Consider the following 23,868-nt stretch of genomic DNA (forward strand, 5'->3'; position numbering starts at 1 on the left):
CGCTTTAAGTTAGTAAAATAACGAGTTTAGTTACCACCACTACGATTTTTGTTACAAACATCATAATTTTCGTTACAATATTACAAATTTGTTACTAAAATAACCAGTTTAGTTACTACAACTACGATTTTCGTTACAAATATCATAATTTTCGTTACAATGTTACGAGTTTAGTTACCACCACTACGATTTTCGTTACAAACATCATAGTTTTATCGGATATTACTTAAGCTATAGTTACATTCAGCACCAAATCTGTGGATTTTACTCAACCAAAACCAAGCTTTAGTAAGGCAAGCTAGCTCTAGAACACAATAAAAAGAACATAATTATGCCTCGTAAAAAGCGTACATATCGCGTTCTAGAAAAAGCTGAATTGAGAATGTCCGGACTCAAAGCAATTGATCCGAGCATGGATTTTGGCGATGCTCGCAACTTGCAAAGTATCACACAAATAATTCAGCAGTATCGTAGCAAAATAGAAGCTTATAATACTACTCTAGCTGTGATTGACTCTTACAAAAATGAGATGAAAGAGTTGGAAACAACTTTGAGCGACTTGACGGAAAAAATGCTCCTTGGAGTTGCCTTTAAATACGGCAAAGATAGCCATGAATATCAAATGGCGGGTGGTGTTCGCAAAAGCGATCGCATCCGCAAAAGCACAGCGACACGTTTAAAGACGACTCCCAAGGAAGCGGCTAGTGAGAATGCTAAAACTGCATCATAGTCTTAGTGGACTGGATGGAGCGATCGCAGGATAAATTGTTGGTAAATTGAATCTAAATTGAGTTTCTGATATTATGTTTGCATAAATAGTTATGCTAACCAATTACACCCCACCCCCAACCCCTCCCCGATGCTTTGGCTACGGTGTACACACAAGTGCTGTCCACATAGGTTTCAACTTTTTTACCCACATTTTGTCAGAGTTAAACTGTCACACTCACCGACATCCTGCCCAGAACTAAAGTTCAGGGCTAATAGCTGAAGTCCACTTAAGTGGACTAATATGATGTCCGGGTAATTAACCATAATAACCGGAACCCCACCCCGCAAAAGCTGCGCTTTAGCTCCCCTCCCCGCTTGCGGGGAGGGGTTGGGGGTGGGGTTCTTTTATTATGGGTGATTTGGCGGACATGATATAAATTGATCGTTGAGTCCACTTAAGTGGACTTCAGCTATGAGACTCGGAATTCATTCCGAGGCGGGATAGAAACGCAGTGCGAGATTTTTTAATAAAGATGACAAGACTTGTGTGTACACCGTAGCCTTACCAAGGGGAGGGGAGACAAAGCATAGCTTTGGCTCTTTGGGGTGATTCGGGTTTAATAAGCAATCAAGCAGACATGATATCAGAGACTCAATAAATACATTCCTATACTCTGTATGGTAACGAGGAATAACTCCCCACTCCCCATTCTTAGACCTTTTTCCAAGGGAGTTTGACTGTAAAACGACTGCCTTTCCCTAACTGACTTTCAGCATGGACAGTACCACCATGCAACTCGACAATCTTTTGCACCATTACTAATCCTAAACCAGTACCTGAAGAACCACGGGTAGAGGGATTTTCAACCTGCACAAAAGGTTGAAATAATTTGAAAAGGTCATCGGAAAGCATACCAATACCCGTATCTACCACGCTGAAAAAGATATATTCATTTGTGGAATTTGGCTGGACTTCAATCCAAACTTTGCCTCCTTCTTTAGTAAACTTGATAGCGTTAGTCAATAGGTTGATAAATACTTGGCGGATGCGGCGCTCATCGACTTCGATGGGTTCGAGTTCTTCAGGTATTTGTACACTCAGTTGGATATTTTTCTGGAACGCTAAATGTTTGACAAAACTGAGACTAGAGTCACATAATCCTTGAATCGAAGTAGCAGCTAGTTGCAGTTCTATCTTGCTGGATTCGATGTCGGTAAGCTCAAGGATCTGGTTAATCAATTCTAGTAAATTCTTACCACTGGATTCGAGAGTATTTAGGGACTGGCGCTGTTCTTCATTTACAGTACCGTACACTTCATTTTGGAGTGCTTCTGTGATTCCAAGAATGGAGCTTAAGGGAGTTCTCAATTCATGGCTCATATTTCCTAAAAAGGTTCTTTTGGCACGATTTGCGACTTCGGCAGCTTCTTGAGCCTCACGCAGAGCGGATTCTGCACTTTTGCGTAAGCGAAGCTCGTCGTAGACATCGCATACTTCTAAAGTTAGGGCGACAAATTCCGCAATTGAGCTAACAAAGTTTTGCTCGCTCATTTCCCATGTCCGGGGAATATCAATTTGTTCATACAAAACTGTTCCCACCACTTCGCCCCCAACCCAAATGGAAGTATTAATTAGGGATACAATATTCTTCGGTTTTAGCAGTTCATCCCATAATTCTTGTATCCGTAAATCGGTGCGAGTATCGGTGACAGCAATGATCCGGGCAGATGTCAGGGATTTAAAGTAGATGGGATAATCTGCAAGGTTGCGTTCTATATCTGCCGAATGTCTCTGGTTGCTACGTTCATAGAGACTTATACATTGTAGTTTGGTGCGTTCGCCATCGAATAACCACACACTGACTCGTTCTATTTCTAAAGCATTTGCTGCTTTCTCGGTAATAACTTTGAATGCCGTTTCCACCTTTCCTTCAGAAATCGCCCTGTGATTTGCCAGTTCTGCTAACACCCGATGATGCTGGCCGAGTTTTTGCTCACTGTTAATTCGTACTTGAATCTCTTGCTGTAATTCTTGAGTTCGCTGCTTAAGTTGCAATTCTAACTCTTCATTTTTGGTTATCTGTGCAGTAAAGGTTTTGCGTAACTGCTGCATCATCTCGTTAAAAGATCCACCCAGCACCTCTAGTTCTTTAATGCCCTGTACTATCACCACTGAGTCTTCGCCATTAGTCAAATCTGCTAAATCTTTTGTCGCCGTGCTGAAGTACAAAATTGGCTGAGTTATCCAACGGGCGGTGATAATTCCCAGTAAAGTAGCTAATCCCAATGCTCCCAAACAGAGAAAAATTGTGGTTTGAGTGTTGCGCTCAATCTGTCCTATAAAGTCTGCTTCTGGGACAGCCACTATTATCAACCAATTCACATTTGGTTCACCCTCGAAGGGTCTAATTTCTAAAAATTGTCGTTTGCCGTCAAAGGAGAAATCTAGCTGCTGTAAACTCTTAATCTCGTCAAAGTTACTAAATTTAGTTGTTAAATATTTAGCGGTTGCTTGAGTCAAGGAATTCCTGCTTTGAGAAGCTGCCAACCTAATGGGTTTACCATTTTGTAAGCGGAATGGTTCTTCGGTTGTGGAACTTGCTATTAATAGCCCCGATCGCTCGATAATAAAAATCTGCCCAGACTTGCCAACTTTAATATTTTGCAGTAAATCCCCAATTTGTGATATATGAGTTAGAGTGCTGTTGACACCGAGTAACTGACCTTGGGAGTTATATATAGGTTGAGATGCACTAATCAGAAGTGTTGGTTCAGTCAGGGGTGTAAAAATCTCACTAAAGCTGAAGTTTTTGGCGGTAACTGCTGCTTGATAATCAGGACGCGATCGCGCATCATAGTTTTTGATCACCTGTGGTAGTTGGGTACGTTGACTAAGAGAGTCAATTTTGTAAGTGTAGAGGTCGTACCCAGTTGACTTGTCGGCTTTTCTGAGTAAAAATTGGCGATCGTTGAGCTTTTCCACCGCTAGATATTCTTGCTGTTCATTGCTTGCCGTTAAAGCGATAGCATCAGGAAAAATTTCTAACTGCTTTATTAAGTATGACTCCCAGGTTGCCAAATTTTCCATCTTCAGCAACCCGATGTCAATGACATTTTGATTACCGCGTAGTACTTGACGCGGGGTTGAGAGATAAGTCTGTAAATTCTGCTCTACTCGATTAGCGACTTCATAACGCAATTCGGTAGCTACCTCATTGACTGCCTTTTGCCCATTGTGGATCGATAAATATGCAGTTAATCCCACAGCGAGCAAGATTTGCAGCAGAAACAACGCTACCAAAATGCGACGTAGGGGTACGCCTTTAAACAGAGAAAAAACACCACTTTGTTTAGTATTTTTGTTCATCTGCCCACTCCCCCTTCCTGTCCTGTAGTACTGAGTACAATACCTTGACTTCGGACTCCTATGGACTTATGCATAGTTTGTACTCGGTCGGGTCAAGAGTCAATATAACACTTCTGGTAAAAAACAAAACGTTAGTTAAAATTGAGTACAAAAGTAAAGCTTGTTTTCTTCCTTCTACTGGTGTCCTGATGGATTTATCTAATATATGGATATATCCAGTCTTGTTCAGTCCTATCTAATTCAAAATACTTAATTAGAAAGGGTGCTGCTGCCTTGCGCCCCGTCAGGTATTCATCTGTTGCAAAGATTTCTGAAAATGGTATGATATCATGTTCGCATAATTAGTTATGATTTCCACAGTCATTGCACCCCACCCCCAACCCCTCCCCGCTTGCGGGGAGGGGAGACAAAGCGACGATTGGCGGGGTGGGGTTCTTCGGGTTTAATAAGTAATCAAGCGGACATGATATGATATCATGTTCGCATAATTAGTTATGATTTCCACAGTCATTGCACCCCACCCCTTAATCCCCTCCCCGCAAGCGGGGAGGGGAGACGAAGCGTAGCTTTGGCGGGGTGGGGTTGCGAGGGCATAATTAGTAATTGAGTGGACTTGGTATAACGCAATATGCAAGGGTTTCACGTTAAGTTGACACCTATGGGCGCAGCCTCTCCTAGACAAGTATTAGTCATTAATACCAATGACTAAGGACAAATGACTAATGACTAAATCGGTGCGCGGCTATTCCTCCCACCCCTTTTATTGAGATGAGATTCCCGCAGATATTCGTTGAAACACTACTGAAAGATTATTAGCTGGCATTTGGTAAGTTTGTTTCAAGGTGAGATTTTGTGAGCTAGCTGCTGCTACAACATCATCCAAGTTACGTATACCCCACTCTGGATTTTGGGCGCGTAAAGAGTTGTCAAAAGCTGCATTACTCGGTGCTGTATGTTCTCCACCTTGTTTGAAGGGCCCATACAAATAGAGAATGCCTCCTGCTTTTAGGATACGCCCTGCCCCTGCCATTAGCCCCAGACAGGCTGACCAAGGTGAAATATGAATCATATTGATGTTGACGATGGCGGTAATTGGCGAAGTATCCAGCCACTGGGTTACTGCCCCTTTCTCCACTGCCCAAACTGGTTCTCTAACATCAAGCTCAAGCGGTGGATAGATATTATTACATACATTGTGTTCAGTCCATGCAATAATGCTGGCTCTTTTTTGTGGATTTGTATCTGTTGGTAACCACATACAATCTCTGAGTCTGGGCGCAAAAAAGACTGCGTGTTCACCAGTACCACTGGCAATTTCCAAGATAGTGCCACTCCCAGGCAATACTTGTAAAAGTACTTCTAGAATTGGTTCACGATTGCGCTCGGTTGCTGGTGCGTATTCTCGTGCGTCTTGTAGTGTCATCCGTATCGTTTTTACATACCTGATTTCATTTAAAGCGACGGGAAACTCCATCCCCTCGTGGGTGTTCCGGGATAGTCGCCCCGTCGCTTGGGGCATTGGGCATAGGGCATTGGTAACTTCTTCCCCATGCCCCATGCCCCATTCCCTTGTGGGTGGAGTTTTTCATCTTAGTGGCTATTGTCTAAAAACCATAGGAAAGAGGTATTACGAATTACGAATTACGCAAAGTATGTATTAGTAAATTACTCTAAGAAAGTAGGATCGAAAGTAGGGTCGAATCAGACCAAAACTGGTTAGAATTTACACCTGATAGCAGTAATGTTTGTTTAGTGTCTCCAGAATTAAAACTCAAAAGGAGACCATCATCACTATCGATTATATTTCCTTGATAAAACATTTCATCTAACCAAGTGTCAGCGTCAATACCATCCAAGCCCGTAAATTCAAGCTTATCAATACCAATTTTAAAATCTTGAATGACATCAAACTCACTTTTCAACAATTTATCGCTAACTTTGAAAATATTATCGAAATTGATATCAATACCAATACCAGCTAGTAAATCTTGGGTGCGACCAAGCTTACCTGCCAACGAGCTATCGTTAACGCCAAAGTTGAAAACAAATTTGTCATAGCCGTCGCCACCAACTAAAACATCATCCCCCTTACCACCAATCAGAACGTCATCATCCCAACCGCCATTTAGACTATCATTGCCTTGACCCCCAATTAGAGTATCATTCCCTTCGCCGCCTTCGAGGATATCATCGCCTTTCCCTCCATCCAGCTTGTCATCCCCTAAGCTGGCATAAATTTTGTCTTCCCTGTTACTTCCTTGAAGATCATCTTTCAAAACCGTGCCATAAGTAACATTTTTACCTAAATTGTTGATTAAAGTATCTCCTAAAAAAATAATATTACTGAGATTCATTTCTATTATTGTTATGTTGATGTCACGCTCCCAAGTTTTTTTATAACTACCAACGCTCTTTACTTTGAGGGAGTCCTCACCATTATCGCCGTCAATATCAGTAGTTTGCGGGATACTCTTAATACTAATATTACTACTTTTGCTAGATTTCAAATCAGCAATCTGCTCAGAGGAAACTAACTTACCGTGGATACCGAAATAATCTAATACCTTAGGTTTATAAGGATTTGTGGTATCTACTACCATTAAACAAATTATCCCCTTAGCCTGGTTATATTCAGTACCATAATTTTCAATTTCTTTAGCTTTTAGTGCTAAGTCTGCATTGAAATCGAAAGAGAAGGTTTTATAAGCATCAACTTTAAAACTAGCAACCACTTGTATTTCACTACTGGCAGTTCCTGCGAAAGAACCATCTAATCCGATGCCAGTGATGTCACTAAAGAGCCAAGAAAAAGTTGGGTCACTCTCATAAATAGCTCCGGCTTGAGCCGTAACAATAGCAACTCCACTTTCAACCAACGCCTCTATCTCAGTGGTAGTCAAAGTTCCTGAGGGCTTTTGACTATACTTTGAGGAAGAAGTAGACCCATTAGCGTTAGCAAAGTTAGGGTTGGGATTAGGAATTTGATTTACAGTTGGCTTTAAAAAGTGTGTCTGTGGCTGCATAATATTTTCTGTTCCTGTTAAGTACTTTGTCTACAAAGATGTATGAGTGTATGCAACCCTATTTTGTGGAATTAGGCATAACGATCGCACAATCTCATAATTTCAGCAGTCATGTCAATTATCCAGGGCGATCGTATCTAAATTATTTTTGGCCACAAACAAGGTATTGTTACTTTTATCCTCTATTGATGATGAGCTATATTTAGTACCGCCTTGCAAAAGTCAGGCATTCAAAAGTTTTGTATATCAAGGCTTTTGCAAGTTTTAAAATGGTAGCTTCATTTCCGCCGCGCTGTACTAGTTAACCAGGTCAACGTTTACTACAACCGCAATTGGCTCAAAACCGCTAGGAAGTTCGGCAAAAATAAAAGTATCAGTTATCTCAGAGTTAGTTTCAAGTTTATAATTCCCAATTGGAGGAAATTGCAACTGATCAATACCCTTCTCAAAGCCCAAAATAAGAGCATAGTCATTCTCGCCAGCAGCTGTATAATAAGAGCCATTCGCATCCCCAAGCACAAATATATCTTTCACGCCATCGCCAGAAATATCTGTGACGTCGCCCTGATTGTCAACCGCACCGCCACCTATTAACACATCTCTCTCAAATGATGTTCCTGTACCACCGCCAAATCCATTGAGAGTGTCACTACCAGCACCCCCTACGAGAAAGTCTTCAAAGAATCCTTCAGGAGCATCTGGAGATCCGTTAGTACCTCCAATTAAATTATCATTACCATCGCCCCCAAATATTACGTCACTACCCTCATTTCCAGTGAGGGTGTCATTGCCAGCATTCCCAAAAAGCAAATCATCACCAAGACCTCCATTAAGGCTATCGTTATCGCCACCCCCATTGAGGGTATCATCGCTGCTAGTTCCTTGTAAGATTGCCATATTTTTTGTCTCTCAAAGTTGTAAATTTTACTATTATCTGCGCTGCTTAAATATTATTTATATTCTTGGTTCAAGCAGGGCGATCGCATCTAAATTATTTTTGGCCACAAACAAGGTATTGTTACTTTTATCCTCTATTGATGATAAGTAACCGCTCAATAATCCGAGGTAAATTGCTCAGTGACAAGCGTCAAATAGCGTAAAATCTTTCCTGAACTGGTAGGTCGCCTCGATTTATTGAACGGATACGATGATGAACTATACCTATGTAGTCAGGTTAACGTTTGCTACAATCGCAATTAGCTCATTACCGCCAGGAAGTTTGGCGAAAATCAAAGTATCAACCTCAGTTATCTGACTTCTAACTTCGAGTGTATAATTCACAGTTGTACTAAGTCCCAACTGATCAATACCCTTCTCAAAGCCCAAAATAAGAGCATAGTCCCTGTCGCCAGCAGCTGTATAATAAGGGGCTTGCGTATCCCCAAGCACAAACACATCTCTCACGCCATCGTCAGAAATATTTGTAACGTCGCCCTTATTGTCAACCGCACCGCCACCTATTAACTCATCTCTCTCAAATAATCTTGCTCTAGCACCGCCAAATCCATTGAGAGTGTCACTACCAGCACCCCCTACGAGAAAGTCATCAAAAAATTCTTTAGGAGCAGATGGAGATCCGCTAAAACCTCCAATTAGATTATCATTACCATCGCCCCCAAATATTACGTCACTACCCTCAGCTCCATTGAGGGTGTCATTGCCACCATTCCCAAAAAGCAAGTCATTACCAAGACCTCCATTAAGGCTATCGTTATTGCTACCCCCATTGAGGGTATCATCGGCGTTAGTTCCTTGTAAGATTGCCATATTTTTGTCTCCTAAAGTTGTAAACTTTACTATTATCTGCGTTGCTGCTTAAATATTATTTATATTCTTGGTTTAAGCAGGGCGATCGCATTTATACTACTCTTGACCACTAAACAAGGTATTGTTAATTTCATGTTCTATTGATGATGAGCCATACCTATCTAGTCAGGTCAACGTTTGCTACAATTGCAATTAGCTCATTACCGCCAGGAAGTTTGGCGAAAATCAAAGTATCAAGCTGAGTTATCTGAGAGGCTGTTTGAAGTTGATAATTCACAGATGGACTAAGTTGCAACTGATCAATACCCTTCTCAAAGCCTAAAATAAGAGCATAGTCACTCTCGCCAGCAACTGTATAAAAAGCGCCTTTCGCATCCCCAAGCACAAAGAAATCTTTCACGCCATCGCCAGAAACATCTGCGACGATGCCGTTTCTGTCAACCGCACCGCCACCTATTAACTCATCTCTCTCAAATAATTGTACAGTATCATCACCACCTGATCCTGCACCAGCGCCAAATCCATTGAGAGTGTCACTACCAGCACCCCCTACGAGAAAGTCCGCAAAGAATCCTTCAGGAGCATCAGGAGAGCCGCTAAGGCTTCCAGTTAGACTATCATTACCATCGCCCCCAAATATTACATCACTACCCTGACCTCCATCAAGGGTGTCATTGCCAGCATCCCCAAAAACAAAGTCATCCCCTGCACTTCCGGAGAGATTATCATTTCCGAGTCCCCCATTCAGGGTGTCATTACCGAGACTTCCAAGGAGGGTATCATCGCCGCTATCCCCATTCAGCAAGTCATCACCAAGACTTCCACTCAGCAGATCATCACCGCTACCCCCATTCAGGGTATCGTTACCAAGGTTGCCAAACAAGTTGTCATTCCCATCTCCCCCATTCAGTAGGGAATTACCACTGACACCTGTAGATATCCTGTCATTACCGCCTCCCCCAGTCAAAGTATCGTTACCACCAAGACCAAAAATCCTGTAACTCTTAGTATTAGTGTTTCCTTCTGGGACATTTAATAGATCGTTGCCGCTAGTTCCTTGTAATAAAGTACTCCCACCTCCAGATGTACCGTTATTACCGTCTCTCCCGGTCAAGATATCGTTACTACGACTAAAAAGATTCGCGATCTTATCAGCATTATTATTGTCTCCTATATTGTTGCTGTCATTTCTTTCTACAATTGCCATATTTTTTTACCTCGCAAATTCTTGGTTGAAGTTGCCAATGTGTAGTGGGTAATCATCCTAATAGGATGTTTTAAAAGTATTTTGCTGTGATTTTAGACACTTCTCGATCCCCCTAACCCATGCCAGTCGGTCAAAATAATTCGTAATTTATAATTCGTAATTCGTAATTATTACTCCACGACTGAAGTCGCTTGCTCGTCCCCTTTAAAAAGGGGGATTTAGGAGGATCTAAAACGTTTTGATAGCAACAATAGGACTTTTAAAACATCCTTTTAGCTATTTTTGAGCGTTAGGTTCATTGCTAAATTATTGTTTTACTCAAAAATATTTGTAAAAACTGCCCTAAAAATAGGCTAAATTAGCCCCTCACAGGAAACTATCACCTATCGAATTGAAGCCTGTAAATCCGAAGTTGCTTAACAGGTTATTATTTATTCCTATCCCAATCCCATCACCTAAAGATGAATTCAAATCAGTGATGACATTAGCACGCCCAGAAGCAGAAGTTGTTGTTGTACCTAGAAATAAACTGCGATTAGTACCTCTGGTAAGTGTATCAGTGCCTAAATTGCTGACGAAAGTATCGTTATCTTGACCTCCTAATAGCAAATCGTTCGCGTTACCTGCGGTGTAGGAATTCGTGGCTACCACGGTACTCCTATTGGATCTTGCTCTTGGTACGAAAACTTCTTCACTCCTGTTAATGGTTAAACCTGTAGGGGAAGCAATGCTGACGTTGATGCTGCCGCCGGCACCACTCATATTGACGTAGGACAGACCTGTTAAAAAAATACTGCTCATTAGATTTCCTCTTGATCTTGCTAGATATAATATATACCGACTTGACCAGAGAGGAGAGGAGCAAGGAGCAGGGAGCAGTGGAGAAGATGGTGTAATTTCCCTACCAAGAGGGTTTCAGAGCAAATAAATTTATTGATGCTTAATGTTAAATATTTATTTCGAGATGCATTACGACAGGAAATAATACGTCCAAGTTTCAGCAGACATAAATTTATTTATGGCGTTCTCCCCTAAGCTTTGTGCCCCCTGCCCCCTTTCCTCTTCTTTGACAGATAGTTATGATACTAAAGCTCAAGTATGAGTAGCCACAAACTGAAAACGAACGTAATAATAGGGGTTTGTGCCCTTACGAATCAGCAAGCAAACACCATTAGTAATAGAGCGATAAGTTTGATGGTATGGGTAATGCTTACCGCTTGAAGGTAACTAGGGGTATCGTCTCTTATGCTGAAGTTAACGTTGTTTTGTGAGTTTTGTGATATCCCTGGCTTTAGCTGAAATGTCCAGATGGTAAGACTTATAAAAATGTTTTGGTTTACTGAGTATGGTACTTGTTTAGATGCTGAACTTTGGAGGCGCTACCCTAGCATTACTCGACTTGACAAGAGACTTCCTACATTAACAAACAGATATCATTTTGCATAAAGAGGTAAGTCTTGCAACTGTCTAGTTAACTGTGTTAGGATTTAATTGAATTTAGAAAATTGCTGAAAACTATAAACCAAGATAGTTTTCAGCAATCTTTGAACATCCAACAGTAGGTTGAGTAGAGTACAAGATAACCCAACAAAACAATTGCTATGGAGTGTTGGTTTTCTTACTCACTCTAACCTGCTTTTGTTTTTAGGCTTCAGCTTAACTAATCCAGTTGGATCAAGTATTAGCGAACGGTAGCAGCAATAGCGTTAACGAAAGTCTCAGAGCGATCGTCTTCGACTTGAACACCACCAATAACGCTGCTGAAGGTTCTGTTTCCGGTAGCATCAGCACTAACAACTAATTCAGCAGTGTTGCCTTGGATACCATTCAAGTTAGTGTTAACTGTCTTGGTGAAGCTTTCATTAACAACAGCTCTAACTGTCTTGTCTGCTGTGTAGATGTTGGCGATGTTAGTACCACGACCACCAAGAATTTCTTCGGAGGTATTTTCCAAGTAGTTTAGATCAGAAATAATCATTTGAGTTTCTCCTGAAAAGTTTAGCTTTTGGGCGGAATCTTTGGCGTTACAAAGTTGTCTTTGTTAGCCAATTATACGGTAGCAGCAATAGCGTTAACGAAAGTCTCAGAGCGATTGTCTTCGACTTGTACACCACCAATAACGCTGCTGAAGGTTCTGTTTCCGGTAGCATCAGCGCTAACAACTAATTCAGCAGTGTTGCCTTGGATACCATTCAAGTTAGTGTTAACTGTCTTGGTGAAGCTTTCATTGACAACAGCTGTAACTCTCTTGTCTGCTGTGTAGATGTTGGCGATGTTAGTACCACGACCACCAAGAATTTCTTCGGAGGTATTTTCCAAGTAGTTTAGATCAGAAATAATCATTTGAGTTTCTCCTGAAAAGTTTAGCTTTTGGGCGGAATCTTTGGCGTTACAAAGTTGTCTTTGTTAGCCACATAATTATACGGTAGCAGCAATAGCGTTAACGAAAGTCTCAGAGCGATTGTCTTCGACTTGTACACCACCAATAACGCTGCTGAAGGTTCTGTTTCCGGTAGCATCAGCGCTAACAACTAATTCAGCAGTGTTGCCTTGTATACCAGCCAAGTTAGTGGTAACTGCCTTGGTGAAGCTTTCATTAACAACAGCTGTAACTCTCTTGTCTGCTGTGTAGATGTTGGCGATGTTAGTACCACGACCACCGAGAATTTCTTCAGAGGTATTTTCCAAGTAGTTTAGATCAGAAATAATCATTTGAGTTTCTCCTGAGAGTTGTAAATTATTTGTTTGCGGAATCTTTGGCGTTACAAACTTGTTTTTGTTAGCCACATAATTACTATAATTCATTTCTCAGGAAAGTCAATACTTTTTTTGATAATTTGTTTATTAAAAAAACTAATATATTGCCGCTTAAAACGATCATATACAAGCATATACAAGCATTGTTTAAAACCCAAAAAAAGCATACTAAAATTAGACAGTAATTGAATTTATTACTGCCCATCAAGACTTATAGCGATTTAATTTAAGTTTTTAATCGCGCTAAAACAGCATTTTGTGGATGGATTTACAAAATAGACAAAACGAAAACAATATTAAATTTTTAAGCAAACAATAGGAGCATCGGTAATATTTTGTAACACTAGAAAAATCTACCTTAAATCAGATAAGATAGTTAGCTAAAAAAACATTTGGAATTTAATAACCTATTTAGTCTTAATAAATAAGATATCTAGGAATTATTCGTGCGATCGCACATACATTTGCATCTGAACCTATCTGAGCCAATAGGGTTCAGTTAACAATACCTTCAGCAAAAACAGAGGTAGTCTAGCTTTTACCGAAATAGCCCAACACAAGAGTGTGCAATACTCGTAAGGGAAAACCTCAAGCACTAGTCCCGACGGACAGGACATGCAGCAACCTGCTTATCTACGTTCCCTGCGGGACGCTTACGCGCAGCTTGCTTCCCCGGAGGGGTACGCGCAGTGTGTCGTAGACACATGCTGATGCATCTATGTCAAAAAAACTGACTTTGATCAAGTATTTTACGCTTAATCCAAGCGTACTGCTATCTGAGTAACTGTTTTCATAGCCTTAATTTGTTGCTTTAACCAATCAGAAAATGATTTTCTAATGGTTTTTTGACGCAACTGTTCATCATAGTTGGGGTTCAATGATTTCTTTCACCCAAAAAGGGAGAGAGAAGTCTTAACAGGGAACAGGAAATAATTTTTAAAGTTTAGCTGTGAGTCTGAAGCTCACTCAAAAAAAAAGATGTTTTTCGAGACGCGTAGCGTAAGAATTGCGTTGTCCAAGTTTTCAATCCCACCTTTAAAAATGTGGGTTAGTGGGTTGTGATCCCTGCTACCTGTTGGTTGGGAGGATTCTGAATGGTAGCAGAAATAGCATTAACGAAAGTTTCAGAGCGATTCGCTTCGGTTTGCACACCACCAATGACGCTGGAGAAGGTATTATCGCCAGTAGCATCAGCGCTAACAACCAATTCAGCAACGTTTCCTGTTAAACCACCCAAGTTAGTGGTAATTGTCTTGGTGAAGGTTTCATCAACATTAGCTGTAACTGTCTTGGTTGCAGTGTAGGAGTTGTTGATGTTGGTACCACGACCACCGAAAATTTCTTCCAAGGAATTTTCCAAGTAGTTTAGATCAGAAATAACCATTTGAGTTTCTCCTGAAAAGTGCAACTGTTTTTTAGGAATATTTTTCTTAACCAGTCTGTAACTGGTTATACAAATACTACAGTTTTTTCCTTGAAAAGTCAATTTTTTCTGATAAATTTGTGATTTAAAAAACTAATGTATTTAAGCTTAAAAAGGAACATGTATACTATTAGCTAATATTAAAAAAAGCTAAAATAATTTTAGGCATTAATAACCTTAGTTACTGCCCAGCAAGACTTATGAAGATTAAACTTAATTTTTTGAAGCACTAAGCTGGTAAGTTGTGGATATATTCACAACTTACTAAAGAGAACAAATTATTAAATTTTAAGCAAGCATACCAGCATCTATAACATTTTTGAAATCTAAAAGCATCTACCTTTAGTCAGATAAATTTAATAACCTATTTAGTCTTGGTGAATGACATATCTGGCAATTCCTCCTGCGATCGCACATTTGCATCCGAGTCTATCTGAGTGACAATTTTCATCGCGTTGATTTGTTGCTTTAACCAATGAGAAAATGATTCTGTAATGATTTTTTGCCGCAATTGTTCATCTAATTGGGGTTGAATAATTTCTTCCACCCAAATTAAATGCACTCCCTTGGGTGTTGTAATCGGTTTGAGAGCATTTGGTGGTGCAGCAGCAAATACAGCTGCTGCAATCTCTGGACGAAAATCTTTGCGGTATCGGAGTCCTTGATATCCATAAGCACGGCGGAGTTCTGGTTCTGGAATATATAAACGAGCAATTTCAGGAAAATTGATTTCGCCTTCTTCTAGGGCATAAAAAAGCTCTAAAGCCAAGTCTCGATCCTCGAAGACAACTTCGTAGGTAACGGCGGCGACATAATCTAGTTGGTGTTCATAAAAGTGCTTTTCAAGTTGATCAGAAAATAGATGATTTGCCAACTTCCGCGAAAGGATGTTGTTGTAGGCTAATTCTTCAAACTCATTCACAGACAGGTGGTGTTTTTCTAGCCATGTCCAGGTTTCTTTAGCTTTGACAAGCTTTTTAGCAAACCTTAAGCTATCTCCTTCTTGCTGTAGTTCTTCTGGTGTGACTGTAATTCCTAGCTCAAGAGCTGCTTCGGTAATGATGCTTTGCGAAGCGATCGCCTCCACTACATCAGGTATTTGACAGGAGAGTTTGAGGCTGTGAATGATATCTGAGGTTGAAATAGTGAAATGTTCGGACATGATACAAATTCCTTCATAGAGCATTCCTTATCTCAAACATAGATAAGATGGAGTTTTGATGCTTAACTTATTTATTATTCAAACCCGATTTTGAAGCGGGGTCTAGGTCACAATGGTTCTATGCAGATACAGATTTAGTTGATAATTCCTGATCAATTTTTTCTGCTAGTTTGTAAGATATTAACGGGGGATTTCGGTAGTTGCTGGCAGTTTTTCTAAATCCCCATCGTCTAGCTTCAACTTCTGAAACTCCAAACTCTGCGGCTAGCTCGTGGTAAGACCAGCCATATTTCCTCATTAGGTCAATTGGATGCATATAATAACCTTGCTAATGCTGTAGCTCTCTAGGGTGAGTTCTCAACCTGGTAGGTCGAGGGCAAACTTGATATGCGCGAACTGGAAATGTTGACTAAATCTCTAAACCACCTTTTTGCAGTTTCTTGAACGGATCTAAAACAAAATCAATCACCCGCCTCTGGCGAATGATCACTTCAGCATTTGCTGTCTGACCGGCACCTAATGGAATACGTTTGTTGCCATTTTCGACATACTGCTGATCTAAGGTGATTTCTAACTCATAGTTTTCGATGTTCCCTTGGGGTGTTTGGGTAATTTTCGAGTCAGGAGAGATCCAAGTAACTTTCCCTTGCACGATGCCATACTCTTGGAAGGGATAGGCATCAAATTTGACTTTAACTGGCATTCCTACCTTCAAGAAACCACTATCCTGATTAGGCATACTAGCTCTGAGTACGAAGTCTGCATTCTTGGGTGCGATTTGGGCAATCCTTTGACCGAGTTGTACTACTGCTCCTGACTTCGTGGTGGGTAATTCAAAAATCACCCCATTAATCGGCGATCGCACCACTCGTTGCTGTATTTGAACTTTTATAGATATAATCTGGCTTCTAGTCTGAGCGACTTCCGATTGCACTGCTGTTATTTGTGTCTGTAGGTCTTTTAGCTGTTCCTGATTTTTCATTACAGCCAGTTGTCCGGCTTGCATCAAACTTTTATAGCTACTTTGTTCCTCTTGCAGTCGCAGTTTTGCTTGTTTGATATCAGACTCTAACGTTTTGATAGTTACTTGATAACGATTTAGTTCTTCCGCTAAACGGAATTCTGCTTGTTTGATATCTGATACAGCCCTGCTATAGAGTCGTTTACTTTCTTGTTGTTCTTTTTTAAGTTGATCAATTTGGGTTGCAGAAACTGCACCATCCTGAACGAGTTTGCTAAAGCGTTCAATTTGCCTAGAATCTATACTCAAACGGTTTTTAGCCGATTGCTTATCATCGTGAGTGGTGTAAATCTGCTGCTGGGCTTGCTTAACTAATGCTTGTTTTTCTAACTTTTGCAGGTTATGGCTACTCAGTTTAGCATCCAGGTTTTGCTGCGCCTGGTTAACTTGAGCCATTTTTTCTAATTCTTGAAATTTATTTTGTTGCTCTAAAAGGTTAGTTGAAATTAAAAGTTGATTTTTGAGCAATTCCAGTTGCGATTGCCGATTTTGTAGCCCTTGCAATTTGCTCTGTACTTGTTGCAGTTCCGTTTGCAAGACATCAGACTCTAGTTCTACTAGAACCTGGCCGGCTCTGACTGTATCTCCTTCTTTGACCATAACTGTTTTGACACTCCCACCAGCTTGAGCGTCTAATTTTTGAGTTGCGCCTTTAGGTTCTATACGCCCTCTAGCACTACCAGTCTCATCTACTTTCGACAGAATTGCCCAAGGCAAAAACAGACCAGCAAAGCCTATGAGTATATACAACAAACCACGAGTCCAAATCCGAGGTAAGGCATTAAGCAATGCTTCAGTACCGTAGTACAAATCTTGACTATTGCTTTCTGCCTCAGCAACTTCTACAGATTCCTCTTGCTGTGTGTAACTTTGATACTTATCTGTCTGATCTTGAGGAAGTGGGGATGATCTATTGGGAGATGGCATAGTTTTAGTTCCGATAACAGTACATATATATGAAAGAGATGAGGGAGATGAGGGAGGTGGGGGAGATGAGGGAGAAGAACTATTAATTATTTATCAATGCCCAATGCCCAATGCCCAATGCCCAATGCCCAATGCCCCATGCCCAATCTCAACTGACTTGAGCCAGTTGTTGTTGATTCAGGTAGTAATAATGACCTTTTTTAGCGATTAATTCGTCGTGGGTACCGCTTTCTACCAAAACGCCTTGATCTAAAACCAGAATCAAGTCAGCGTTGCGGACTGTAGAGAGGCGATGGGCAATGATTACACTTGTGCGTCCTTGAAGAATTGTTTTGAGGTTGTTTTGAATAATTCTTTCTGATTCGGAATCTAGATGGCTGGTGGCTTCATCAAATAGTAATAATCGAGGATTTCCGAGCAAAGCACGAGCGATCGCTAGGCGTTGGCGTTGTCCACCAGAAAGCATACCGCCGCTTTCACCAATTTGGGATTCGTAACCCATCGGTAGTTTTTGAATAAATTCATCGGCTCCGGCGTATTTTGCGGCTTGGATAATTTCTTCTGAAGAAGCATTTGGATGAGCGATCGCAATATTTTCCCGAATAGTCCCACCAAACAGAAAAGTATCTTGGTCTACAACACCGATTTGAGAACGGAGCGATCGCAAGGAAACACTAGTGATGTCACGACCATCAATCAGTAGTTTGCCATCTGTCGGTGGATATAAACCTAAAATCAATTTACTCAGGGTTGTTTTTCCAGAACCACTGCGCCCCACCACTGCTACCATCTGTTCTGGTTGGATTTCAAAGTTAAGATTTTCTAAGACGTTAGTCTCACTTTCTGAGTGATAGCGAAAGGTGACATTCTGAAAGCTAATCTGACCGCGCAGCTTACCCAACGCCTTCCGGGGTTTAGTTTCTAAGTCTTCTTCTGGTTCCGCCTCCAACACATCATTTATGCGTTCGGTGGAAATCACGATTTCTTGCAATTGATTCCACAGCATAGATAGCCTCTGGAAAGGACTCAAGACGTTACCCACCAACATATTGAAAGCAACTAATTGTCCAATCGTCAGTTCGCCATTAATTACCTGAGTCGCTCCGTACCACAGCAATGCAGTATTTACAAAAGTTTGGATAACGCCACTGATAATTTGCAGCTGATTACCAATTATTTGAGCATTAAAGCCTTTTTTGATCAAATCATTCAGCAGTTCCTCCCAACGCCAGCGCACAGTCTGTTCAATTGACAATGAGCGGACGGTACGAATTCCACTTAGGGATTCTATGAGATAGCTTTGTTCTTTAGCGCCTGCATTAAAAATTTCTCTGGAGATGCGGCGCAAAATATTTGTGCTAGCCAGCGCCAAGATAAAAAATGGCGGTACTGTACACAGCACGAATAATGACATGCGCCAGCTATAGGAGAACATCAAGCCCAGATAAACCACCAATGTCAGCATATCCAGCAAAATGGAGAGTGTCTGACCGGTAAGGAATTGCTGAATTTTCTGGTTTTCTTGGATGCGCGAGACTATATCCCCAACAAAACGCGACTCGAAATAAGAAAGGGGCAAGCGGAAGGTATGTTTGATAAAACCTACGAGTAGGGCGATGCTAACGCGGTTAGCAGTATGAAATAGAAGATATTGCCGTAGAGCATTAACAGCCACACCAAATAACCCAAAAATAATCATCCCCAAACCAATGGCGTTTAAGGTTGTAACGCTACGTTGCACAAGTACTCTATCGAGCAATAACTGAGTGAATACTGGCGTTACCAGTCCAAATATTTGGATTAATATCGAAGCTGCAAAGATTTCTAATAGTGCCCGATAGTGAGGTTTGATTAACTCAAAAAACTTCCAGAAGCTTGTACTTTCGTTTTTAGTATTTTTTAATAAAGCTGTAGGTTGCAGTAACAATGCATAACCACTCCAACCTGCTTGAAATTCAGCTTTTGTCAGGCTGCGTTGACCAAGAGCCGGATCACATACAATCACCCGCTTTTTGCTGATTTCATAGACAACGATGAAGTGTTTGCCTTCCCAGTGGACAATTGCAGGTAAAGGTTGTTCTGCTAATTTATCAAGAGTGGCTTTCACCGGACGAGTGGCAAAACCCAGGTTTTCTGCTGCTGTTGCCATAGCCTTTAGAGATGCACCACTGCGGTTGACGTTGGTCATATCCCGCAGGCGATTGATACTAAAATGCTTGCCCCAATAGTTACCAATCATTACCAAGCAAGCAGAGCCACAATCGGCAGCGCTTTGTTGTGCATAGAAGGGATAGCTCTTAGTGAGGCGTCTCCACCAATGCCCCACTTGCACCTGTGGACTGGGAAAGTAAAAACGTGCTTTTTTTGGTTGTTGTTGTGACTGCTGATCTCGTTGGGGAAAAGGAATGATTTTGGATTTTGGAGATTGGGAAGTTTTTTCCCCACTCTTTACTACAGACGTGATTAATCGCGTCTCTCCCCACTCCCCACTCCCCAGTCCCCAATTCCCCAACTCCGGCAAGTATTCTAGTGCTGTTTGCCGATGGTCGTTTTTCAGAATGTAAGCAATTGTTGGTTGAGTTGCCTGCCAATCACCTTGTTTTGGTTGGGCAAAGATTGTGCCTGGCGTCAAAAAATGACCTTCAGAATGCCGCAGTTGACCTCTGTACAATAGCCATAACTCAGAATCTTGGGATACTTGCGTAGTTAGAGAGCCAGTTTCTAAATGCTGTCGCTCAAAGAGAGATAAAGCTTTGAGCATCCCTGGTACAAGTGAAGTATGGCACGGTAATTGTGAGGTTTGGCGACATAACAATAGCAAATCCCAAAGTTCTGCACGGGCAAAAAGGCGATCGCGAATATTAGGATACTTGTCTATCAATGTTTGCAATGCGTCTTGCCTGAAATAGCCAAGTTTTAAGCTTGTCGAAGCTCTGACTACATAAGGACTAAAGTCAGCTTCGGGAAAAAGCGTCAATTCGCCGAAAACAGACCATGCACCAAAGGTAGTGATTAAATTCTCAGAGCTATCCAACAGTCGGACTTTACCTGTAAGGATAATATAGATACCAGGATTCGTCTGTGCAGATTGCCAGAACTGCTTTGCTAGTGGTGGCTCCACAATTTCCATTGCTGCCAAGAAGTTTTGTAATTCTTGTTCTGAAAGCTTTGCACCCAAGGTGTACAAGAGCCTTTCGCCTACATCTTCCCCAGAAAGCACGGGTGGCATTTTCTAACCTCCAAGACGAAATTTAGCTATTGGTCTAAATTGAAAAAACAACAATTAGTATTATTTGATTCTCTTGTGTTCTGTGAGGAAACCCTAAGCCTCCTGTTAAGAAAAGAGTTTTTTTGATAAAAAGGTATTTTATTTGACAATCACTAATGTGAATGCTAGATTATTGGGCTAGACGTTTGCCTAACTAAACATTTTTGCTCGCAAAACAGTACCCCTTGAGGTGTCTTTGGTTGCCACAAGATTCGTGTTTTCAGCAAGAGGTTAAAGAAGAATTTAGAAGCAAAGCGTCTACGGCTTTGCCAAGCAAGGTATTTAAATCAATTTAGTGGGGATGCTTCAGTCTACAGTCGGTAACCTCCAGCATTAAAAGGCTGGCTTTGGGCAGGCTACAGTCCAGAGACGAGAAAAACTATAAAGCACATCATGATTTTTTGAGATTTTACCAGTCAATAAAAATCTCACTTAAACAATATTGCTTGGTTTGCTTAGAAGCTACTAAACTCAATCTTTTTACAGTCATGTTTAGTCTCTTTAAACATATACCCAAAGAGCTATGTAAGTTTTGTTACACCTCCTCTAGCGGAATTAGTCTGAGTGGTTAAATAGTTTTGCGATAAACATATTTACATAATTAGCTTACACTGATTAACTTAAAGTTTGAATAGCCTACGCTGATTTTCGTGTAAATTTTCTGAAATATTACATCAGGGACAATTCTTTACAGAAAAAACACAATTCCCACCCCTTTATACATTAAATCTTTAAACAGATAGACCACAGAATATGGTGCAAATAACAGCACATAATACTCTTGGTTCGCACATTTTGTCGGGAGTTAGAAACAAAATCTACTCAAGGGTAAAAGACTGGTCGCCAAGTTGAGTATAAATAGTCGTTAAGAACCCAAGCAGAGCAAGAATACGCTATAAATACGTAAATGGCTGTAAGCAAGTCTGGGTATAAATTTGAGGCTTTTCAACGAAGAGGCTCTTGGTTGGGGGCTAAAAGCTTGGGGGAAATGACCCCATTAATAGGCGATCGCTATCTTAGTCCCCGATAAATTATGATTCCACTTTGTTTATATTAAGGATGTGTCTATTACAAATTATGAATTAGTATAGGACTCGTATTTGATTTCTGAAAAAAATCAGTACACCCCGAAAAGGCTTCTTCCCCACTCCCCACTCCCTACTCCCCACTCCCTTTCTACACAAATAATTTCAAAAATCAAAGCGGACTGCTATATAAGATTGTTTTGGCAGTAGCGATCGCCTGATCCACGCTCTCCACAATATAAACATTTTCTGGCGATAGTTTTTTGAAGAAAACCTTACTTTCTTCATCGTTAGTCAACAAAATTACTTGCTTACTTCCTTTCAAAGCTAAGGCAATTTCTGAAGCAGTTCCTGCACCCATACCGCAGGCAATTACCACATCACTAGTGAGAACATTAATATTATTTCTAGCATTCCCCATGTCTGTGAAAATAGCAATATCCACTGAAGAGGAAATACTGTCTTGATTCTCGCTGGGAAGAATACCAACAGTTAAACCCTCAGCAGATTTTGCACCTTTACTTACTGTATCCATTACACCTACATTTCTACCGCCTGTGAGTAAAATCCATCCTTGTTTGGCAATAAGTTGACCTAGCGTATAAGCATTTTGCAAATCATTTGTTGTCGCATTTTTTCCAGGCCCCATTACCCCAACAATAATTTTTCTCATAGAATTTCAATTTCTAGCAGCGTTTTATAAGTAGTTGGTCTTACTGGAGCAATTACTACATGGGCATAGCTATTATTACTAGATAATTGTAAAAATTGATCAAATTATAAAATAAATAAATCAACTATTCTCAGAAAACATAAATTATATCAAGTTCGGATAATTACCCATAATAAAATAACCCCTCCCCGCCTGCGGGGAGGGGAGACAAAGCACAGCTTTGGCGGGGTGGGGTTCTTCGGGTTTAATAAGTAATCAAGCGGACATAAATTAGCTTATCTTCGACTGAATCTGCCTCTAACTCCCGAATTAGAATGATTATTACTACACAGGTGAATATTTAATTTTCTGAAAGTCTTATGTAGTTAGGGTCTTGGCGTTTGCCTGATACTGGCTTTTAAATTTTATAATGCCAATTTTAAAATTATTCGTTTTTTGCATAAAACACAAAATTTGAGGTGAATAATATTCTAAGCTTGTCTGGGATTTGTTGAAGTTTATACTATGGACTATTCCTGCTGTTACGAGCGCTTGGGGATTGTCTGTATAAACTGTGTCAACTTTTATAAGTGATTTCAATTCTCTGGAATCATATTTAGTCACACTGAAGTTAGAACTCAACGTTAGTTAACAAAGGATTGATATGCGCTTACCTATTGCTATTGGTGCAATTTTAGTAGCATCTTTCAGTTTTAATGCTCCAGTAATGTCTGTGCCTCCTACGCATGGAGCAAAAGCAGAGATTACTAACTCGAACTTAACACAGCTAAAAATTAATCGCCAATTGTGGAATCGACAAAAAATTAACAATTATCGCTACAGAGTTAGCAATAGTTGCTTTTGTCTTCCCGATTTTAGAGGCCCATTAATCATTGAAGTACGTAACGGCATCACAAAATCTATCACGAATGCTCAAACTGGTAAGCGAGTAAATTCAGAGCTATTACAACAATATAGTACAATTCCTAAGCTCTTTAATTTGATTCGGAATACGATCAACGGTGGAGAATCCGAACTAACTGTGGTGTACAACTCACAACTTGGTTATCCAACCCAAATTAATATCGGTAATCTAGCTGCCGATGCTGGAGTATTTACTACAATTAGCAATTTTGAAGTGCTTCATCATGGTTCATATATAAAGCGATGAGGCTGTTTTTGACAATCGGATAAATCCCTACTAAAAAAACCTCCCTGTGCTTTTAAGCCAGGGAGAGGTTAATGCTACAAAAATAAATAAATAACCGTGATTTATGATTGCCAAGATGTGGTGCATATTATGTTAATCACCTTTAGCGCGGAGTAGATTAAATAATTCGTAATTCGTAATTCGTAATTCGTAATTCGTAATTAACTTCCGCTCAATAATTGCTTGATAATGCTTACCTGTAACTACCATATAGCCCACTCGTAAACCAGGCATTAAAGTTTTAGAAAAGGTGCTTAAATAAGTCACCAAATTATTTTTATCTAAAGCTTTAATTGGCGCTGGCACAGCATCGAAATTTATTCCTTCATAAGCATTATCTTCCAAGAA

At 40.5% G+C, this 23,868-nt stretch carries 20 protein-coding genes; 3 read left to right on the forward strand and 17 right to left on the reverse strand.

Annotated elements, in window-relative coordinates; genetic code table 11:
• The first annotated feature begins 331 nt into the window (after positions 1-331).
• Positions 332-730, forward strand: coding sequence for a hypothetical protein (locus LC586_RS17780; RefSeq protein WP_229486074.1), 399 nt, complete (start codon positions 332-334; stop codon positions 728-730).
• Positions 731-1,423: 693 nt separating this feature from the next.
• Here the strand turns inward: LC586_RS17780 and LC586_RS17785 are convergent.
• The 14 genes from LC586_RS17785 to LC586_RS17855 all read right to left on the reverse strand — a co-directional run bounded on the left by LC586_RS17785 (position 1,424) and on the right by LC586_RS17855 (position 17,365).
• Complete coding sequence (locus LC586_RS17785; RefSeq protein WP_229486075.1) at positions 1,424-4,078, reverse strand: sensor histidine kinase; 2,655 nt, start codon at positions 4,076-4,078, stop codon at positions 1,424-1,426.
• Positions 4,079-4,838: 760 nt separating this feature from the next.
• On the reverse strand, positions 4,839-5,501 hold the full coding sequence (locus LC586_RS17790; protein WP_229486118.1) for a DUF938 domain-containing protein: 663 nt from the start codon (positions 5,499-5,501) through the stop codon (positions 4,839-4,841).
• A gap of 247 nt (positions 5,502-5,748) precedes the next feature.
• Complete coding sequence (locus tag LC586_RS41165; RefSeq protein WP_306423264.1) at positions 5,749-7,101, reverse strand: calcium-binding protein; 1,353 nt, start codon at positions 7,099-7,101, stop codon at positions 5,749-5,751.
• Between the two features lie 297 nt (positions 7,102-7,398).
• Positions 7,399-7,998, reverse strand: coding sequence for a calcium-binding protein (locus LC586_RS17805; RefSeq protein WP_229486076.1), 600 nt, complete (start codon positions 7,996-7,998; stop codon positions 7,399-7,401).
• Between the two features lie 264 nt (positions 7,999-8,262).
• Positions 8,263-8,868 carry a calcium-binding protein gene (locus LC586_RS17810; RefSeq protein WP_229486077.1) on the reverse strand — a complete coding sequence of 202 codons (606 nt, stop codon included), beginning with the start codon at positions 8,866-8,868 and terminating at the stop codon, positions 8,263-8,265.
• 157 nt (positions 8,869-9,025) lie between these two features.
• Positions 9,026-10,075, reverse strand: coding sequence for a calcium-binding protein (locus LC586_RS17815; RefSeq protein ID WP_229486078.1), 1,050 nt, complete (start codon positions 10,073-10,075; stop codon positions 9,026-9,028).
• 366 nt (positions 10,076-10,441) lie between these two features.
• Entirely contained in the window at positions 10,442-10,876 is a 435-nt protein-coding gene (locus tag LC586_RS17820) for a hypothetical protein (protein WP_229486079.1), read from the reverse strand.
• Positions 10,877-11,756: 880 nt separating this feature from the next.
• A complete protein-coding gene (locus LC586_RS17825; RefSeq protein WP_229486080.1) occupies positions 11,757-12,053 on the reverse strand; it encodes a hypothetical protein in 297 nt (98 codons plus the stop codon).
• 71 nt (positions 12,054-12,124) lie between these two features.
• The gene (locus LC586_RS17830) at positions 12,125-12,418 is read right to left on the reverse strand and encodes a hypothetical protein (protein WP_229486081.1); all 294 of its coding nucleotides are present in this window, start codon (positions 12,416-12,418) and stop codon (positions 12,125-12,127) included.
• Positions 12,419-12,493: 75 nt separating this feature from the next.
• Entirely contained in the window at positions 12,494-12,787 is a 294-nt protein-coding gene (locus tag LC586_RS17835; protein ID WP_229486082.1) for a hypothetical protein, read from the reverse strand.
• A gap of 1,093 nt (positions 12,788-13,880) precedes the next feature.
• A complete protein-coding gene (locus LC586_RS17840; RefSeq protein ID WP_229486083.1) occupies positions 13,881-14,216 on the reverse strand; it encodes a hypothetical protein in 336 nt (111 codons plus the stop codon).
• A gap of 403 nt (positions 14,217-14,619) precedes the next feature.
• Complete coding sequence (locus LC586_RS17845; protein ID WP_229486084.1) at positions 14,620-15,417, reverse strand: peptidylprolyl isomerase; 798 nt, start codon at positions 15,415-15,417, stop codon at positions 14,620-14,622.
• A 118-nt stretch (positions 15,418-15,535) separates the two neighbouring features.
• A complete protein-coding gene (locus LC586_RS17850) occupies positions 15,536-15,733 on the reverse strand; it encodes a hypothetical protein (RefSeq protein ID WP_229486085.1) in 198 nt (65 codons plus the stop codon).
• A 93-nt stretch (positions 15,734-15,826) separates the two neighbouring features.
• Positions 15,827-17,365 carry a beta-barrel domain-containing protein gene (locus LC586_RS17855; RefSeq protein WP_229486086.1) on the reverse strand — a complete coding sequence of 513 codons (1,539 nt, stop codon included), beginning with the start codon at positions 17,363-17,365 and terminating at the stop codon, positions 15,827-15,829.
• Here LC586_RS17855 and LC586_RS17860 point away from each other — a divergent pair.
• Complete coding sequence (locus LC586_RS17860) at positions 17,352-17,576, forward strand: hypothetical protein (protein WP_229486087.1); 225 nt, start codon at positions 17,352-17,354, stop codon at positions 17,574-17,576. The genes LC586_RS17855 and LC586_RS17860 overlap by 14 nt on opposite strands.
• On the opposite strand, the gene LC586_RS17865 is transcribed toward LC586_RS17860, so the two are convergent.
• Both LC586_RS17865 and LC586_RS17870 read right to left on the reverse strand, forming a co-directional pair.
• Positions 17,514-20,594, reverse strand: coding sequence for a peptidase domain-containing ABC transporter (locus LC586_RS17865; RefSeq protein WP_229486088.1), 3,081 nt, complete (start codon positions 20,592-20,594; stop codon positions 17,514-17,516). The two genes, LC586_RS17860 and LC586_RS17865, sit on opposite strands and share 63 nt — an antisense overlap.
• 1,236 nt (positions 20,595-21,830) lie before the next feature.
• Complete coding sequence (locus tag LC586_RS17870) at positions 21,831-22,331, reverse strand: TIGR00725 family protein (RefSeq protein ID WP_229486089.1); 501 nt, start codon at positions 22,329-22,331, stop codon at positions 21,831-21,833.
• Positions 22,332-22,974: 643 nt separating this feature from the next.
• Here LC586_RS17870 and LC586_RS17875 point away from each other — a divergent pair.
• Positions 22,975-23,481 (forward strand): DUF6174 domain-containing protein, encoded by a 507-nt coding sequence (locus tag LC586_RS17875; RefSeq protein WP_229486090.1) that lies wholly within the window; start codon positions 22,975-22,977, stop codon positions 23,479-23,481.
• A gap of 132 nt (positions 23,482-23,613) precedes the next feature.
• On the opposite strand, the gene LC586_RS17880 is transcribed toward LC586_RS17875, so the two are convergent.
• Positions 23,614-23,865, reverse strand: coding sequence for a hypothetical protein (locus LC586_RS17880; RefSeq protein WP_498072180.1), 252 nt, complete (start codon positions 23,863-23,865; stop codon positions 23,614-23,616).
• Positions 23,866-23,868 lie beyond the last annotated feature (3 nt).

This window comes from Nostoc favosum CHAB5714 (genome assembly GCF_020829495.1).
In the GTDB taxonomy this organism is placed as follows: Bacteria; Cyanobacteriota; Cyanobacteriia; order Cyanobacteriales; family Nostocaceae; genus Nostoc; species Nostoc favosum.

Excerpts from the sequence above, each read along its gene's own strand:
- LC586_RS17780 (WP_229486074.1), top strand. The coding sequence starts at position 332 with ATGCCTCGTAAAAAGCGTACATATCGCGTTCTAGAAAAAGCTGAATTG.
- LC586_RS17785 (WP_229486075.1), bottom strand. The coding sequence starts at position 4,078 with ATGAACAAAAATACTAAACAAAGTGGTGTTTTTTCTCTGTTTAAAGGC.
- LC586_RS17790 (WP_229486118.1), bottom strand. The coding sequence starts at position 5,501 with ATGACACTACAAGACGCACGAGAATACGCACCAGCAACCGAGCGCAAT.
- LC586_RS41165 (WP_306423264.1), bottom strand. The coding sequence starts at position 7,101 with ATGCAGCCACAGACACACTTTTTAAAGCCAACTGTAAATCAAATTCCT.
- LC586_RS17805 (WP_229486076.1), bottom strand. The coding sequence starts at position 7,998 with ATGGCAATCTTACAAGGAACTAGCAGCGATGATACCCTCAATGGGGGT.
- LC586_RS17810 (WP_229486077.1), bottom strand. The coding sequence starts at position 8,868 with ATGGCAATCTTACAAGGAACTAACGCCGATGATACCCTCAATGGGGGT.
- LC586_RS17815 (WP_229486078.1), bottom strand. The coding sequence starts at position 10,075 with ATGGCAATTGTAGAAAGAAATGACAGCAACAATATAGGAGACAATAAT.
- LC586_RS17820 (WP_229486079.1), bottom strand. The coding sequence starts at position 10,876 with ATGAGCAGTATTTTTTTAACAGGTCTGTCCTACGTCAATATGAGTGGT.
- LC586_RS17825 (WP_229486080.1), bottom strand. The coding sequence starts at position 12,053 with ATGATTATTTCTGATCTAAACTACTTGGAAAATACCTCCGAAGAAATT.
- LC586_RS17830 (WP_229486081.1), bottom strand. The coding sequence starts at position 12,418 with ATGATTATTTCTGATCTAAACTACTTGGAAAATACCTCCGAAGAAATT.
- LC586_RS17835 (WP_229486082.1), bottom strand. The coding sequence starts at position 12,787 with ATGATTATTTCTGATCTAAACTACTTGGAAAATACCTCTGAAGAAATT.
- LC586_RS17840 (WP_229486083.1), bottom strand. The coding sequence starts at position 14,216 with ATGGTTATTTCTGATCTAAACTACTTGGAAAATTCCTTGGAAGAAATT.
- LC586_RS17845 (WP_229486084.1), bottom strand. The coding sequence starts at position 15,417 with ATGTCCGAACATTTCACTATTTCAACCTCAGATATCATTCACAGCCTC.
- LC586_RS17850 (WP_229486085.1), bottom strand. The coding sequence starts at position 15,733 with ATGCATCCAATTGACCTAATGAGGAAATATGGCTGGTCTTACCACGAG.
- LC586_RS17855 (WP_229486086.1), bottom strand. The coding sequence starts at position 17,365 with ATGCCATCTCCCAATAGATCATCCCCACTTCCTCAAGATCAGACAGAT.
- LC586_RS17865 (WP_229486088.1), bottom strand. The coding sequence starts at position 20,594 with ATGCCACCCGTGCTTTCTGGGGAAGATGTAGGCGAAAGGCTCTTGTAC.
- LC586_RS17870 (WP_229486089.1), bottom strand. The coding sequence starts at position 22,331 with ATGAGAAAAATTATTGTTGGGGTAATGGGGCCTGGAAAAAATGCGACA.
- LC586_RS17875 (WP_229486090.1), top strand. The coding sequence starts at position 22,975 with ATGCGCTTACCTATTGCTATTGGTGCAATTTTAGTAGCATCTTTCAGT.